The 14,770-nt window shown below is 45.1% G+C and carries 19 protein-coding genes; 16 read left to right on the top strand and 3 right to left on the bottom strand.

The genetic code is table 11. From position 1 onward, the window contains the following. Positions 1–27: 27 nt before the first annotated feature. On the top strand, positions 28–597 hold the full coding sequence (locus NIASO_RS12575; RefSeq protein WP_008586347.1) for a DUF5606 family protein: 570 nt from the start codon (positions 28–30) through the stop codon (positions 595–597). A 120-nt stretch (positions 598–717) separates the two neighbouring features. After that, on the top strand, positions 718–2,439 hold the full coding sequence (locus NIASO_RS12570; protein ID WP_008586344.1) for a M3 family oligoendopeptidase: 1,722 nt from the start codon (positions 718–720) through the stop codon (positions 2,437–2,439). 111 nt (positions 2,440–2,550) lie between these two features. On the opposite strand, the gene NIASO_RS12565 is transcribed toward NIASO_RS12570, so the two are convergent. After that, entirely contained in the window at positions 2,551–2,733 is a 183-nt protein-coding gene (locus tag NIASO_RS12565) for a hypothetical protein (RefSeq protein ID WP_008586342.1), read from the bottom strand. A 139-nt stretch (positions 2,734–2,872) separates the two neighbouring features. After that, complete coding sequence (locus NIASO_RS19725; protein ID WP_008586340.1) at positions 2,873–3,610, bottom strand: energy transducer TonB; 738 nt, start codon at positions 3,608–3,610, stop codon at positions 2,873–2,875. Between the two features lie 287 nt (positions 3,611–3,897). On the opposite strand from NIASO_RS19725, the gene NIASO_RS12555 reads away from it, so the two are divergent. Further along, on the top strand, positions 3,898–4,413 hold the full coding sequence (locus tag NIASO_RS12555) for a DUF2911 domain-containing protein (RefSeq protein WP_008586337.1): 516 nt from the start codon (positions 3,898–3,900) through the stop codon (positions 4,411–4,413). 69 nt (positions 4,414–4,482) lie between these two features. On the opposite strand, the gene NIASO_RS12550 is transcribed toward NIASO_RS12555, so the two are convergent. After that, complete coding sequence (locus NIASO_RS12550) at positions 4,483–5,448, bottom strand: nitrilase-related carbon-nitrogen hydrolase (protein WP_008586336.1); 966 nt, start codon at positions 5,446–5,448, stop codon at positions 4,483–4,485. Between the two features lie 86 nt (positions 5,449–5,534). Here NIASO_RS12550 and NIASO_RS12545 point away from each other — a divergent pair, with 86 nt between their 5' ends. The 13 genes from NIASO_RS12545 to NIASO_RS12490 all read left to right on the top strand — a co-directional run bounded on the left by NIASO_RS12545 (position 5,535) and on the right by NIASO_RS12490 (position 14,750). Next, the gene (locus NIASO_RS12545; RefSeq protein WP_025298941.1) at positions 5,535–6,761 is read left to right on the top strand and encodes a beta-ketoacyl-[acyl-carrier-protein] synthase family protein; all 1,227 of its coding nucleotides are present in this window, start codon (positions 5,535–5,537) and stop codon (positions 6,759–6,761) included. 8 nt (positions 6,762–6,769) lie between these two features. Beyond that, complete coding sequence (locus NIASO_RS12540) at positions 6,770–7,021, top strand: phosphopantetheine-binding protein (RefSeq protein ID WP_044046654.1); 252 nt, start codon at positions 6,770–6,772, stop codon at positions 7,019–7,021. A gap of 134 nt (positions 7,022–7,155) precedes the next feature. After that, on the top strand, positions 7,156–7,317 hold the full coding sequence (locus NIASO_RS20215) for a hypothetical protein (protein ID WP_008586329.1): 162 nt from the start codon (positions 7,156–7,158) through the stop codon (positions 7,315–7,317). Between the two features lie 18 nt (positions 7,318–7,335). Further along, entirely contained in the window at positions 7,336–7,851 is a 516-nt protein-coding gene (locus tag NIASO_RS12535) for a hypothetical protein (protein WP_008586327.1), read from the top strand. 43 nt (positions 7,852–7,894) lie between these two features. Next, positions 7,895–8,788, top strand: coding sequence for an LpxL/LpxP family acyltransferase (locus NIASO_RS12530; RefSeq protein WP_008586325.1), 894 nt, complete (start codon positions 7,895–7,897; stop codon positions 8,786–8,788). 100 nt (positions 8,789–8,888) lie between these two features. Continuing rightward, positions 8,889–9,305 carry a 3-hydroxyacyl-ACP dehydratase gene (locus tag NIASO_RS12525; RefSeq protein ID WP_025298939.1) on the top strand — a complete coding sequence of 139 codons (417 nt, stop codon included), beginning with the start codon at positions 8,889–8,891 and terminating at the stop codon, positions 9,303–9,305. 31 nt (positions 9,306–9,336) lie between these two features. Next, positions 9,337–9,762, top strand: coding sequence for an acyl-CoA thioesterase (locus NIASO_RS12520; protein WP_008586321.1), 426 nt, complete (start codon positions 9,337–9,339; stop codon positions 9,760–9,762). After that, positions 9,759–10,904, top strand: coding sequence for a beta-ketoacyl-[acyl-carrier-protein] synthase family protein (locus NIASO_RS12515; protein WP_008586319.1), 1,146 nt, complete (start codon positions 9,759–9,761; stop codon positions 10,902–10,904). Before NIASO_RS12520 ends, NIASO_RS12515 begins: the two co-directional genes overlap by 4 nt. Positions 10,905–10,933: 29 nt before the next feature. Then, a complete protein-coding gene (locus tag NIASO_RS12510) occupies positions 10,934–12,016 on the top strand; it encodes an SAM-dependent methyltransferase (RefSeq protein ID WP_008586318.1) in 1,083 nt (360 codons plus the stop codon). 77 nt (positions 12,017–12,093) lie between these two features. Then, the gene (locus NIASO_RS12505; RefSeq protein ID WP_245605179.1) at positions 12,094–12,564 is read left to right on the top strand and encodes an ORF6N domain-containing protein; all 471 of its coding nucleotides are present in this window, start codon (positions 12,094–12,096) and stop codon (positions 12,562–12,564) included. 16 nt (positions 12,565–12,580) lie between these two features. Further along, positions 12,581–13,852, top strand: coding sequence for an NAD(P)/FAD-dependent oxidoreductase (locus NIASO_RS12500; protein WP_008586314.1), 1,272 nt, complete (start codon positions 12,581–12,583; stop codon positions 13,850–13,852). A gap of 6 nt (positions 13,853–13,858) precedes the next feature. After that, a complete protein-coding gene (locus NIASO_RS12495) occupies positions 13,859–14,488 on the top strand; it encodes a hypothetical protein (RefSeq protein WP_008586313.1) in 630 nt (209 codons plus the stop codon). Next, complete coding sequence (locus NIASO_RS12490) at positions 14,478–14,750, top strand: phosphopantetheine-binding protein (protein WP_008586311.1); 273 nt, start codon at positions 14,478–14,480, stop codon at positions 14,748–14,750. Before NIASO_RS12495 ends, NIASO_RS12490 begins: the two co-directional genes overlap by 11 nt. Positions 14,751–14,770 lie beyond the last annotated feature (20 nt).

Genomic DNA, 14,770 nt, shown 5'->3' with positions numbered 1-14,770 from the left:
TTATTTTGCAGGACTTAAAAATTGACCATGGAGTATAATAAGTTAGTAGCAGTTAGTGGATTACCCGGCTTGTATGAGCTGATCAGCAGCAAGAACGACGGCGCGATCGTGCGTTCGTTAAACGATCAGACAACCAAGTTTGCCTCTTCCCGTATTCACCAGTTCTCACATCTGGAGAGTATAGAAATTTACACGGTACGGGATAATGTGAACCTTGTGGATGTTTTTAACGCCATGAAGGCCAGCAGCACAGCGCTTCCTGATGTAAAAAATGATAAAGCGATCAAAACCTATTTTCAGGAAGTATATCCTGATATGGATTTTGAAAGGGTGTATGCCTCAGATATGAAAAAAATGGTAAAATGGTTTGACATTTTACAGAAAGCGGGGGTGGATATTAAACTTACAGCGCCTGAAGCCGAAGAAGCAGCAGAGGTAAAAGAAGAAGTGGTTGAAGCAGAACCAAAGAAAAAGGCGGCTGCTAAAACAAAAGAAGCAAAAACAGCGGCAGTAGAAGAAAAAACGCCTGCAAAAAAAACGGCGGCCAAAAAAACCGCTGCGAAAAAATCAGCTGAGGACGGAGCCGCTAAAAAATAAAAAATACTTTAAAATAGTTACGCGCTCCGCTCTGCCGGGGCGCGTTGTTTTTATTGAAGTTTTTTAAATTGTAAAACTAAGTTACATTGGGACCTGGTTTTGCATAGTTATATTTCTACTATGGATTTAAATGCAAATATTCAGCCGCGGGAACGCCGGTTCCTGGCAAAAGATTTTAAAGTAACCGATTGGGCCACACTTGAGCCTTATTTTAAGGAGCTGGCAGATCGCCCGCTTACAGCTAAAGCCGATCTGGATGGCTGGCTGCAGGATATCAGCGAACTGGAAGCTGTGGTGAGTGAAGATGCCTGCTGGCGCCAGATCAATATGACCCGGGACACTACTGACGTCGCACTGGCGGAATCGTTTACTTTTTTCATGACGGAGATTCAGCCCCAAATGCAGCCCTATGCCGATCAGTTGAATAGAAAGTTGATCGATAGCCGGTTTTCAAAAGAGCTTACGGCTCCAGAATTTTTTACTTATTTGCGTAATGTAAAAAAGAATATCGACCTGTTTCGCGAGGCAAATATCCCCCTGCAATCTGAATTAGCGGTGGAAGCCCAGCAGTTCGGAATGATTGCCGGCAAAATGATGGTAACCGTAAACGGGCAGGAATTTACCCTGCAGCAGGCAGCAAAATTTTTAGAGAATCCTGACAGGAAACAAAGGGAAGACGTGTATAGAAAGATCGGCGACCGCCGGTTAGAAGATAAAACGGCGCTGGATGAATTATTCAGCTCCCTGTTAAAAAAGCGGCATCAGGTGGCCCTAAATGCAGGGTACGACAATTACCGCGATTATCGTTTTGCAGAACTGGGCCGGTTTGATTATACAAAGGAAAACTGTTTCCAGTTTCATGAAGCCGTAAAACAACATGTATTGCCGCTGGTGGATGAAATCTACCAGCAAAAAAAAGCAAAGCTGGGTTTAGACGCCCTGCGTCCCTGGGATATAGATGCCGAGCCTGCGGGTATTGAACCGCTGCGCCCCTTTACAACCGGAAGCGATTTAATTGAGAAAGCGATCCATTGTTTTACCGACCTGAAACCTTTTTTTGGGGATTGCCTGAAAACCATGAATGCCATGGGGCGGCTGGATCTGGAAAGCCGTAAGGGAAAGGCTCCGGGCGGCTATAACTGCCCGCTGGCGGAAACGGGCGCCCCGTTTATTTTTATGAATGCTGCAGGCACTATGGATGATGTAACCACCATGGTGCACGAAGGCGGCCACGCGATCCATTCCTTCCTGGCGCATCCATTGCAACTGGCGGCTTTTAAGGAATACCCGACGGAAATAGCGGAAGTGGCCAGCATGAGCATGGAATTGTTCAGCATGGATTACTGGACCGAATTCTTTAAAACGCCGGAAGAATTAAAACGGGCACATGAACAACAACTGGAGCGGGTGCTGACGATATTCCCCTGGATCGCGACTATCGATAAATTCCAGCACTGGATCTATGAAAATCCCAATCATAGCACCGAAGAAAGACGTGTAATGTGGAGAACGATCCTGGAAGAATTCACCCCTGCAACCCTTGATACAACCGGGCTGGAGGACTACCGTAATTTTAACTGGCAACGCCAACTTCATTTGTACGAAGTGCCTTTTTATTATATCGAATACGGGATCGCGCAACTGGGCGCCATCGGTCTTTGGCAACAGTTTAAGAAAAACAAGGAACAGGCTTTAACTAATTATATCAATGCTTTAAGCCTGGGCGGAACCAGGACCCTGCCGCAACTGTTTGAAGCGGCCGGATTACAATTCGATCTTTCACCCAACCATATCAAAGGATTAATGGAGTTTGTAAAAGGGGAACTGGATAAACTGAAGTAAAACCATTAAGGAGTTAAGAAGCATTGAGAGGTCTTTTAAATGCCCTTAACTTCTTAATGCCCGCCCGCCCGTGCCGGTACGGATGGGGCAGGGTTCAACAGCGAATAATAGTTACCTGTATTCATAATGTCCGCGTACCCAATGGCTGCCGCCATAATACCCGGTTGTCCAGTGACCAGGCACCCAAACCTGGCGGCGCGGGCCATAAGAGTAAGCTCGTACAGTGCAGGAATTTAATGCGGTTATAAACAGCATTGCAATCAAACCAATAAAAAACAGTTTAAAAGTTTTCATAGTAAATGTTTTAATAGTTAATAAAACGTACCTATTCTATGGAAGCTTTTACCTTAAAAAGGTTTAAAACAGGATCCTTTTATAACCGTTAAAATCATTTTAAAAAGCCGGCGGGCGCTGAATGCTGGTGGTTGTACTTCTATCTTTGAACAAGAAACGTAACCGGCTGTTTTCGATAAGCTTTTACAGGGCGTCCGTATTGCATCGCGGGAACCCACCTGCCCGAGTTTTTAATGAGCCTTATTACCTCATCTTCCATTCCATACCCCATTTGGGTTAAAGCCCTGATGTTAGAAATGTATCCATCTTTGTCTATTATAAATTGAACGATAACCCGGTAGCTTCCGGCGGGTGCTCCGTTTTGATAGGGGACTTTGGGGTCAAGGGTTTGTGTTAAGTATGCTCCAAAGGCATTGCCGCGACCGGGAAAAGAAGCGGCCCGTTCCTCCCGGGAGTACAAGCTATCACCTGTTTTTTCAGTGCCATCAGGCAAATAAATCTTTTCGATACCCTTATCGCCCGAAAAATAAATTTCACGGCTCTTTTTGCCGGTGCTGTCATAGCTGATATCGAGTAATGTATTGTTGATGCTATCCGTTGTAACCTCATTAATGAGGGATTTGCGGGCATAGAAAAAGCGTTTTTTTAATGCAACAACGCCGTCCTTATAAATTACAGAATCTGTAAGTTGCCCCAGGCTATCCCATTTTTCCATAAGTCCGTCCAGCACATTTGCCTTGTAATTTTTCAATGCACTTGCGTGGCCGCTCGGATTATACTCAATACTTCTTCCCTGCAATACGTTCAAAGCAGTGTCTGAAAAAGAAGCTGAAAACAGTTTTTTATTATCTTTTATGTAAAAGAAATCGACCCACATAATCGAGTCCTGTCTGAACCCCCTTCCGTATATCGAAGCTTTTTTTGATCTACGGGCTTTAATTTGTTGTCAAAATAGTAACTATATTTTCTTGTTTGCGCGTTTGCCGATATAAAAATGAATAGTGTCAGCAGCAGGGATATTGATAATTTCATGTTTTGGGGTTAGTTCGATTGGTAAAATGGTCATTAAAAATTTATCGCAATTGTAAGGGTCAAATGTAAAAAAACATTCTTATATTAGATGACTTGGCAAACAATTTGCGCCATTTTTTAAAACATACTTAAATGAAAAAAATATTCTTCTTTCTTGCGGGTATTTCCTTGGTGATCGGCGCTGCCGCCCAAAATGACATGCAGAAAAAACCGGCAAGTCCGCCAGCTACTGTTTCAAAAACAATTAAATCAGGCGCGACGGTTAAGATCGATTATAGCCAGCCCTCGGTAAAGGGACGTACCATTGGTAAAAATGTAGAACCAATGGATGGAAAGGTTTGGCGCGCCGGGGCTAATAAAACCACCTTATTTGAGATCAGTAAAGATGCTACCATTAATGGTAAACAGCTTGCAGCAGGCAAATATGGCTTGCATGTACTAACCACTGGTGGAGACTGGACTTTTATCTTTAATAAAAAATGGGATCAGTGGGGCACCGAGTACACTGAGGCGGATGACGCACTGCGGGTAACGGTAAAAAGCACAAAGCCCGCGCAGTTTGCAGAAAAGCTGACCTATACCATCAGTAACGACGGAAGGGTATCGCTTTCATGGGGTGATCATGAAGCGGGCTTTACCGTAAAATAAGAATGGGTTAAAAGAAATTAATCAGGGCCGTCTGTAAAGGACGGCCTTTTTCATGGGTCATTATTTTTTTTATTGAACAGCCCCGGATTGTTGTTGTAACCACACTACTTTCTGCTCGCTTTGATGCGCTGCACCGATAATGTCCTTGTATAATGCGGGCCTTCTTGCCTGGCGATACCGGTAACCACCGGCCGTATGCAGTTTTTCCGGTGTGAGCGTTGCCGTTACTACTTCTTCATCCAGCTTACGACACTCTGCAATCACATCGCCGAAGGGGTCTATAATCATGGAGCATCCATTCTTCAACTGATCATCATCCATGCCAATAGGGTTAGCAAAAACTGCGTAGATAGCATTATCATAGGCACGTGCAGGCAGCCATTTCATCAACCAGGAGCGGCCTTTCATGCCGTCAAATTCCAGTCGCAATGGGGTGGGGTCAGTTGCGCGGCGTTCCCAGAGCGCCGGATCCACGAAGCCCGCACCCGGGCGCGGGCTCGGCGTGCACATTGTTACATGCGGCATAAATATAATATCAGCGCCCAGCAGCGCGGTGGCACGTACATTTTCAACAACATTATTGTCATAGCAGATGAGTATACCACATTTCCAGCCCTGCAGGTCAAATACCACGTACTCATTGCCCGGTTTCAGAAAAGGATTGATAAAGGGGTGCAGTTTGCGGTATTTAGCCACCAGGCCGTTTTTATCCACGCATACATAGGCTTTGAAGAGGTTGTTGGAAGCATCTTTTTCAAATAGACCCGCCAGCACGGTGATGTTGTTTATTGCAGCGATCTCCTGCAGTTTCCCTACAGAAGGTCCGTTGGGTATAGGTTCTGCAATTTCCAGCAGTTGCTCCTCTGTCAGGTGGCGTGCGAAAGTATAACCGGTGACGCTGCATTCGTGAAAGGCTATTGCCTGTGCGCCATCCGCTGCTGCAATGGCAGAAAGCTGCCTGATCTTTTCCAGATTATATTTTTTGTCATTGCTACGGTTTTCAAACTGAGCGGTAGCTATTTTTATGGGTTCCATATCCCTTGATTTGCTGACCAAGATAAACCACCGGCAGGGAAAATGGCGTAATTTATGAACGAAAAATTTCCTGTACGTTTGCAACAATGAACCGAGTAGTGATAACAGGGCGCGGCATCTACTCCTGCCTGGGTAAAAACCTGCGGGAAGTAAAGGATTCGTTGTATAACGGGAAATCGGGGATCATCTTTGACCCGGTACGCAAGGCATTCGGGTACCGTTCGGCCCTGACGGGTTTTGTGGAGCGGCCCTCTTTAAAAGGGCTGTTGGATCGGCGCTCCCGCATCATGTTGCCGGAGGAAGGCGAATATGCTTACATGGCAACAGTGGAAGCGTTAAAAGAAGCCGGTTTAACAGAAGCCGACCTGGTGAAAATGGAGCCGGGTATTCTTTACGGGAACGACAGTTCTGCAAAAGCGGTCATCGAATCCACTGATCTGATCCGGGAAAAAAAGGACACCCAGCTGGTGGGGTCAGCGGCCGTGTTTCAAACCCTGAATTCTACGGTAACTATGAACCTGGCCACTATTTTTAAGCTGAAAGGGATCAATCTTACGGTAAGCGCGGCCTGTGCCAGCGGTTCCCACGCCATCGGGCTTGCTTATATTTTAATAAAGATGGGGCTGCAGCAATGTATCGTAGCCGGAGGCGCGCAGGAGATCAATCACCTGTCTATGGGTACTTTTGATGCATTAGGAGCCTTTTCAGTCCGGGAAGAGATACCCGAAAAGGCCTCCCGCCCCTTTGATAAGGACCGGGATGGGCTGATTCCCAGCGGCGGAGCGGCCACCGTGATCCTGGAGAGCCTGGAATCGGCACAAAAACGCGGGGCTACAATTATCGGCGAAATTATCGGTTATGGGTTTTCTTCCAACGGGGAGCATATTTCGAACCCGACCGTAGCCGGGCCAGCCAAATCTTTACGGATGGCACTGCAGGATGCGGCACTCGAACCCGGCGTAATCGACTATATCAATGCACACGCCACGAGCACGCCTGCGGGGGACGCCAGTGAGGCAAAGGCGATAAATGAAGTATTTGCTGGCTGTCATACGCCCGTAAGTTCCACAAAATCAATGACCGGACATGAATGCTGGATGGCCGGCGCCAGTGAGATCGTGTATTCCAGTATTATGATGGAACATAGTTTCATAGCCCCCAATATCAATTTTGAGCATCCCGATGCCGATTCCGCCTCCCTAAATATTGTGAAAAAGACTGCTAATAAAAATATAGACGTATTTTTGTCGAATTCTTTTGGGTTTGGAGGTACCAACTCCACCCTAATCGTTAAAAAGTGGAAGCAGCACTAATGCTAAGCATGGAAAAAATAGTAAAAACAACAAACGACTTTCTGATTGAGGAATTTGAGGCGGATGCTGAATTGATTCAACCGGAGGCGCATCTTAAGGAAGTATTGGACCTTGATAGTCTTGATTATATTGACCTGGTAGTTGCCCTGGAAAGCAACTTTCATTTTAAAGTGCAGCCCGGCGACTTTCTGCCATTGGTCACCTTTAACGATTTCTATAACTATATCCGGGAGCAGATCCAGAAAAAAGAAGCGGCCTAATTATGGAGCCGGCTTTGGTCTAAATCTCAGCTTCGTTGCCACGCTCGCTTGTGCGCCTGTGCAGGGGGTCGGCAGTTTGTTTTCCGTTTTGTGATTCCTTATTTTGAACGATAGTATAAAATATTGCTTGAACAATGCGTGCCAATTATCAATCAAAGAAAATAAAAGATGTGAGGATGGGAAATCGTGCTCCGGGAACGATTCGTAAATTATCATTAAAAGATGGAAAAGCGTTAGCCTTTAGTTTGATTGAACAATGGTCTTTGACTAAAGCAAAAGTGCGTTTGGTTCAATAGTCCGGTTCAAAGAATAATATGGGAACAAATTCTGGTTTGCCAAACACAAGCAATCGAATACTAACAACTGCTGTTTTTGTTTTGCTCATTCTTGTTGCTGCCTGGAGCAGTACTTTTATTGATCAGCTGTATTGGCAGTGGGTCACCCGCCTTATGAAACGATTTAATGGAAGCCATCTCAAATTTGCCGGGAAGCCGTTCCACTTATTTCCTATGTTAAAGGTAGTATATGGATTTTCTATTTTTGTTCCGGTGGCTTTTTGGTTGTTGCGAAATTATTTCAAAAGAGATTGGCTTCTACACCTCATAATCATTCTTCTTCTGTTTATTGCCAGTACCGTTCTGATTTCCTGGGCACAAAGTTCTTTATTGCCAGCAGGCTGCACTGTTTGCAATGATGGCATATACACTATCTTCTACAATAAGGTTCCTTATGATGGCTGTTTTGTTTCCAGTCTTGCTATTGGTCTTTTTTATCTTCTGATTATCACTTTTCTTCGGTTTAAGAAAAGAAAAAACAGGGGTGCATTGTGATCGGCTTACTATATTTGGATGTTTAAAACAATGCATGTAAAAAATGTCAAGCTGGGACGGACGTTCAAAAGCCAATACAACCGGTTACCGCATCTTTATTGCTTTACTGAAATGGGGCGGCACGGCGCCTGCTTATTTCTTGTTGCGTTTCGTGGCGGGGTATTATTTTTTGTTCAGCCGCCAATCGAACGGGGCAATAAATTATTATCTCAGGGAGCGGCTGCATTTGTCAGGGTTTAAGGCCACCCGGGCGCGCTATCGTAATTATTACTGGTTTGGGCAAGCTTTAATAGACCGAATTGTGCTGATGAGCGGTATTAAAAATAACTTCACGTTTGATTTTGACGGGGAAGCGCATCTGCACCAAATGGTGGCCTCCGGCAAAGGGGGGCTATTGCTGAGTGCCCATATTGGCAATTGGGAAATAGCCGGGCATTTATTAAAGCGATTGAATACCCGTATTAATATCGTTATGTACGATGGGGAGCAACAACAGATAAAAGAATACCTCAATAGCGTAACGGGTGAGCGTAATGCGAATATTATTGTTATAAAAGATGCTATTGCACACATATACGCCATAATGGAGGCGTTAAATAATAATGAGCTGGTCTGCATGCATGCTGATAGGTTTTTGCCGGGCAATAAAACATTGAACGCCCCTTTTTTGGGAGAACCGGCACGGTTCCCCGCCGGGCCATTTATTATTGCCGCAAAGCTGCAAGTGCCGGTATCCTTTGTTTTTGCAATGAAAGAAACAACGGCGCATTATCATTTTTTTGCAACGCCCGGTATCGTGTACAGCGACCGCGGGGAAAAAGGAGCGCCCGAGTATATCCTGGCTGATTTTGTGATGCAAACGGAGCAGAAAGTACAGACTTATCCTGATCAATGGTATAATTATTACCCATTTTGGAGTAAAGGCGGCAAAAATTAGCAATTCCGTAGTAAAATGTTGCGCAGCCTTTCGCGCAGCAAACCAAAGTTTCTGTAATTTTAGCGCGTTGGCCTTGCGAAATGCCGGCCGGTTATTGACTATGAGTATAGCTAGTGATATTTTACCATACCTCCCGCAAAGAGCTCCCTTCGTAATGGTGCAAACGCTGGAACAGTGTGACGCTACCAGCGCCACTACACAGTTCCTGGTACCGGAAGGCAATATCCTGGTAGCAGAAGGGCTGTTTACGGAACCCGGTTTGGTGGAAAATATTGCACAAACAGCGGCGGCACACATGGGCTATATTTGCCGGCAGGAAAATAAACCGGTTCCGGTGGGTTTTATCGGCGCGGTACAACAATTAAAAATAGCCCGCTTGCCAAAAGCAGGGGAGTTGTTAACAACCACCATTACGGTCAAAAACCAGATCTTTAATGCAACGATCGTTGAAGGAACCATCTCTATACAGGAGGCGGTAATCGCCTCCTGCGAAATGCGCATTTTTACTGCCGGATAACACAAATTACATTCACGGGGGGAAATAGATAATGAAGGAGTTAAAAAATACGGTCGAGGTTTTGATTCGCTTTAACGAGGCGGACCCACTGGGTATTGTATGGCATGGCCATTATATTCGCTATTTTGAAGATGGTCGTGAGGCTTTTGGAAAGGAATATGGGTTAGGCTATCTTGATTTTTTTGCAGCGGGAGTGGTCGTTCCCATTGTGCATGCGGAATGTAACTATAAGCAATCGTTGCGATTTGGAGATACCGTGCTGGTAGAAACAATTTATCTGCCCTGTGAAGCAGCAAAGATCATTTTTAATTACAAGCTGTATCACGGAACAACAAAAAAACTGGTGGCTACCGGTACCACCACGCAGGTCTTTCTTGAAAAAGACAGCCAGACCTTATTATTAAATAACCCGCCTTTTTTTGAAGACTGGAAGAAAAAGCACCTTACCGGCGCATGAAGAAAGTGTACGTTCTATCGCAAAATATTTTCTCTCCCCTTGGAACAACGGCTAAGGAAAATTTTGATGCCCTTTGTAAAAATGTAACAGGCGTTAAGGTACATCAGGATCCGCAGCAAAGTGAGGTTCCGTTTTGTGCGGCATTATTTGAGGACCTCTTTTTCAAAAAACAGCAGGCACCCTTTACACGTTTTGAAAACATTTTGGCTGCATCCATTGAAGATGCCGTAAAACTGGCGGGAATCGATACAAAAGCTGCTGATACTGCATTGGTCCTTTCTTCTACCAAGGGAAACATCAGCCTGTTGGAGCATCAGCCGGTTACTGAAGTACTGAAACAGGAAATAGGGTTAACCGCATCGGCGCAAAAACTGGCCCGGCATTTTGGGTTTCAAAATAAACCGGTTATTGTTTCCCATGCCTGCATTTCCGGTACGCTGGCAATTATTACAGCAAAGCGCTTACTGGACGCGGGCAAATTTAAAACGGTTGTGGTGGCCGGGGCTGATGTGATCTCCCGTTTTATTCTTTCGGGCTTCCAATCCTTTCACGCCGTAAGTGATGAATTGTGCCGGCCTTTTGATGCCCAGCGAAAAGGCATCAATCTTGGAGAAGGGGCTGCAACGCTGGTACTTTCTACTGAAGTGCCGGCATCCGCGGAACCGATAATGATCAGCGGCGGCGGGGTAAGTAATGATGCCAATCATATTTCAGGTCCATCAAGAACAGGTGAAGAATTATTTATGGCGATCGACCGCGCCCTAAAAGAAGCCGGGAGTCCTGCTGCCGCAATTGATTTTATCTCCGCACACGGCACCGCAACTTTGTATAATGATGATATGGAAAGCCGGGCCATTAACCTGGCGCAGCTACAGGAGGTGCCGGTGAATAGCCTCAAGGGATATTATGGACATACACTGGGCGCTGCCGGATTACTGGAAGCAGTGATCAGTATCGAATCGCTGGGAAACAATACGATCATCCCTACTAAAGGGTATGAAGAGCCCGGAACGGTAATGCCGTTGAATGTTTGCCGGGAGCTCATCAGGAAGCCGATTCGTGCATGCCTGAAAACAACTTCAGGATTTGGTGGCTGCAATGCGGCGATTATAATTGAAAAAATTAAAGACCGTCAACAATAAACGAATAACAAAAAACCATAAATTTTTTAATGATCGACTTTTACAAAAAAGAACACCTTTCGGCCATGCAGGCAAAACATATGGCACAGGTTATTGCGCATGGTCCTATTGTTTTCCAGGTGGCACGCGTCCTTAGGGATAAAAATATTTTAAGCGTGATTGACGCTGCTCATAAAGAAGGCATTGTTTTAACAGCTATTTGTGAAAAAACGGGTGTGCCGGAATATGGGGCAAGGGTATTGCTGGAAGCCGCGCTGGGTATGCAATTGGTGAAATACACAGATGACGAGAAGTTTGTGCTGACCAAAACAGGATACTTTATTCTCCATGACCCGCTCACCAATGTGAACATGAGTTTTGTGCAGGATATCTGCTATAAAGGCATGTTTCATTTGGAGGAATCTGTAAACACCGGCAAGCCGGAAGGCTTGAAAGAATTGGGTAATTGGAATACCGTATATGAGGGATTATCGCAGTTGAATCCGCGCCAGCAGAAAAGCTGGTTTGAATATGATCATTTCTTTTCAGATATCGCATTCCCCCTGGTACTGAAACATATTTATAAACCCGAGAATCATATAAAACGCTTACTGGAAATAGGCGGCAATACCGGCAAATGGGCATTGGCATCCACAGCATTTGATAGAGACGTCCACATTACAATTATGGATTTGCCGGGCCAGGCGGATATGGCAAAGGAAAACATTGAAAAGTTAGGATTGAGCGACCGGGTAGATTTTTACCCCGCAAATGTGCTGGAGGCTTCGGTCGTTTTTCCAACCGGATATGACGGTGTGTGGATGAGCCAGTTCCTGGATTGTTTTTCGGAGGATGAAATTGTTTCGATCCTGCAACGCTGCGGCCAGGCATTGAATGCGGACGGATCTGTTTATATCCTGGAAGCCTTTTGGGATAATCAGCGCTTTGAAACCTCTGCATTCTGCATTCAGCAACTATCCATCTATTTTACGGCAATCGCCAATGGCAACAGTCAGATGTATGATTCGCGTGTATTTAAGAAGTGTATAGCAAAAGCGGGCTTTGAGATCGTGGAAGAGATCAGCGGGATCGGGCTAAGCCACACGCTGCTGAAATGTAAAAAGAAAAGCTAAATTTGTAGCACAATGTTGCTACTATGGAATTACAGGATATACAAAATAAAATCTACGAAGTCCGGAAACAAAAGATAATGTTGGATTTTGATCTGGCTATATTATATGAAGTGGAAACAAAAAGACTGAATGAAGCTGTCAAACGCAATATCGAAAGATTTCCTGCATCTTTTATGTTCCGGCTGACCGTGGCGGAGTGGGAGAAGATGCGGTCGCAATTTGCGACCGCATCAGGTCAAAATAAAAGGAACACAAAGGTCACACCTTTTGCGTTTACAGAGCACGGAGTAACAATGCTTGCCGGTGTTTTAAAAAGCGAGAAGGCCATCAAAGTAAATATAGCAATTGTTGAGGCTTTTGTTGCATTAAAAAAATTCGCTTTTGAGCATAAAGACCTGACGGAAAAGTTGAAGAGAATAGAACGCAAATACAATAAACAATTCAAGGATATTTATGAGGCATTGAATTATTTATTGAAAAAAGACAAAATAGAAACAGCGCAAAAACAAAGAGTAAGGATTGGGTTTAAAACAAGCGAGGACTTGTAACGTAAAATAAAACTGTATGCAAACTGAAAAAACAGATGTATTGGTGATCGGCGCCGGCCCGGCCGGAACCGTAGCCGGAGCTATCGTTAACAAAGCGGGCTACAAGGTACGCGTGGTGGAAAAAATGAAATTCCCCCGTTTTGTGATTGGGGAAAGCCTGTTACCCCGCTGTATGGAAGCCCTGGAAGAGGCGGAATTGCTGGATAGCGTGCTGGAACAGAGTTTTCAGCGAAAGACCGGTGCCAAGTTTGTCCGGGATGGGGTGATCTGCGATTATTCTTTCTCCGATCAGTTTACGGATGGATGGGATCATGCCTACCAGGTAACCCGTGCGGATTTTGACAAGGCGCTGGCCGACGGGCTGGAAGCGAAAGGAGTGCCTATAGATTATGAGACAACAGTAACGGCAATTAAATTTAATGACGATGGCTCTTCGGTAACCACCATAACAGACGCACAGGGCGATGAAAAACAGATAGAGGCGAAATTTATTATTGATGGGAGCGGTTATGGCCGGGTGATTCCCCGTTTGTTCGGGTTGGATAAACCTTCTAACCTGCCTCCGCGTAAGGCTGTTTTTGTGCATACAAAAGATGTGAACCGGCAAATGGATGATGAGCCGGACCGTATTACTATCGTAGTACACAAGCCAGACATTTGGGTTTGGATCATTCCTTTTGCCACCGGCATTACGTCCGTTGGGTTTGTAGGGGATCCCGCTTTCTTTGAAAAATATTCAGGATCGCCGGAAGAGATCATGCGCAGCTTAATAGCCGACGAACCCTATATTGCCGAACGCATGAAGGGCATTGAATATTTATGGGAGCCCCGCGTACTGCAATCCTGGTCGGCCACCACAGAGAAATTTTTCGGGAACGGGTTTGTGCTTACAGGAAATGTAACGGAGTTCCTTGATCCGGTATTTTCATCGGGTGTAACACTGGCCACTGTTTCCAGTCAGATCGCGGGTAAACTGGTGGTACGGCAGCTTCAAGGCGAAAAAGTGGATTGGGAAAAGGAATATACCGAAGTCATGATGCAGGGCGTTAATACCTTCAGGAGTTATGTGATGGGATGGTATGATACTACTTTGCATACGATCTTTTTTGCCAAAGATCAAAATCCGGATATTAAGAAAATGATCTGCTCCGTTTTGGCAGGGTATGTATGGGATACGGATAATACGTATGTAAGGGAGCATGATACCGCTTTAAAAAAACTGGCAAAGACTATCAAATTGCGCGATAGTATTGAATATATTAATAACGGGTTTAAAGAAAAGGGATAACGGGGTGTGAGCGAAACAGGATACTATATTACAGCAACAGCTATCGTGCGCAATGGAATTATTGTAAAAGACAATACTGTTGTTTTCAGGTCGCAGGAGAAATCCGTAACCTTTTTAAAGGGGGCCTACGAGCATCTGGGTGTAGACTATCCCCGGTTTTACAAGATGGATGCGTTGAGTAAAATGGGCCTGGTTGCGACGGATGTGTTATTGAAAAGTAGCTTTGCTGCAACGCTTTATAAGCCTGAAGAAACTGGCCTGGTATTCAGCAATCGCAATGGCAGCATTGAGGCCGATGCGCAATACTGGGAAGCCTCAAAGGAATATCCAAGCCCGGCGTTGTTTGTTTATACGTTGCCGAATATCGTGATCGGCGAACTGTGCATTCGCTATAAATTCAAAGGCGAAAATGCGTTCTTTGTATCCGATGCGTTTGATGCGGAATGGCTTCACTGGTACGTTTCGGATCTTATGGACCGCAACCTGTTGAAAGCCTGCATTTGCGGCTGGGCGGATGTTTTGGACGACCGGCTGGATGGCTGTCTGTTCCTTGTAGAGCAGGAAGCACCGGAGCGAAGCAGTACCTTTACCCCTGAAAACCTGGATCGAATTTATAAAAAAGATTATGGAAAATAAGCAAGAGTTAATACAACACCTGAAAGAACAGATCATTAAACAATTGAGACTGGAGGATAAAAAACCGGAAGATATCGGTGATCATGATCCGCTGTTTGTGGAAGGTTTGGGATTAGATTCGATTGATGCGCTGGAGTTGATCGTTTTGCTGCAGCAGGAGTATAATATCAAATTAAAGAGTGCGGAAGAGGGACAGGATGTGTTCCGTTCGGTAAGCACGATGGCTGATTATATCCTGGAACATCAGGAAAGTGAAAAGTGAATAGGCAATGATGAATAGTC

The sequence above is a fragment of the Niabella soli DSM 19437 genome (assembly GCF_000243115.2).
GTDB lineage: Bacteria > Bacteroidota > Bacteroidia > Chitinophagales > Chitinophagaceae > Niabella > Niabella soli.
The sequence above is the reverse complement of the archived record's forward strand: the minus strand, read 5'-3'. Positions and strand labels throughout refer to the sequence as shown.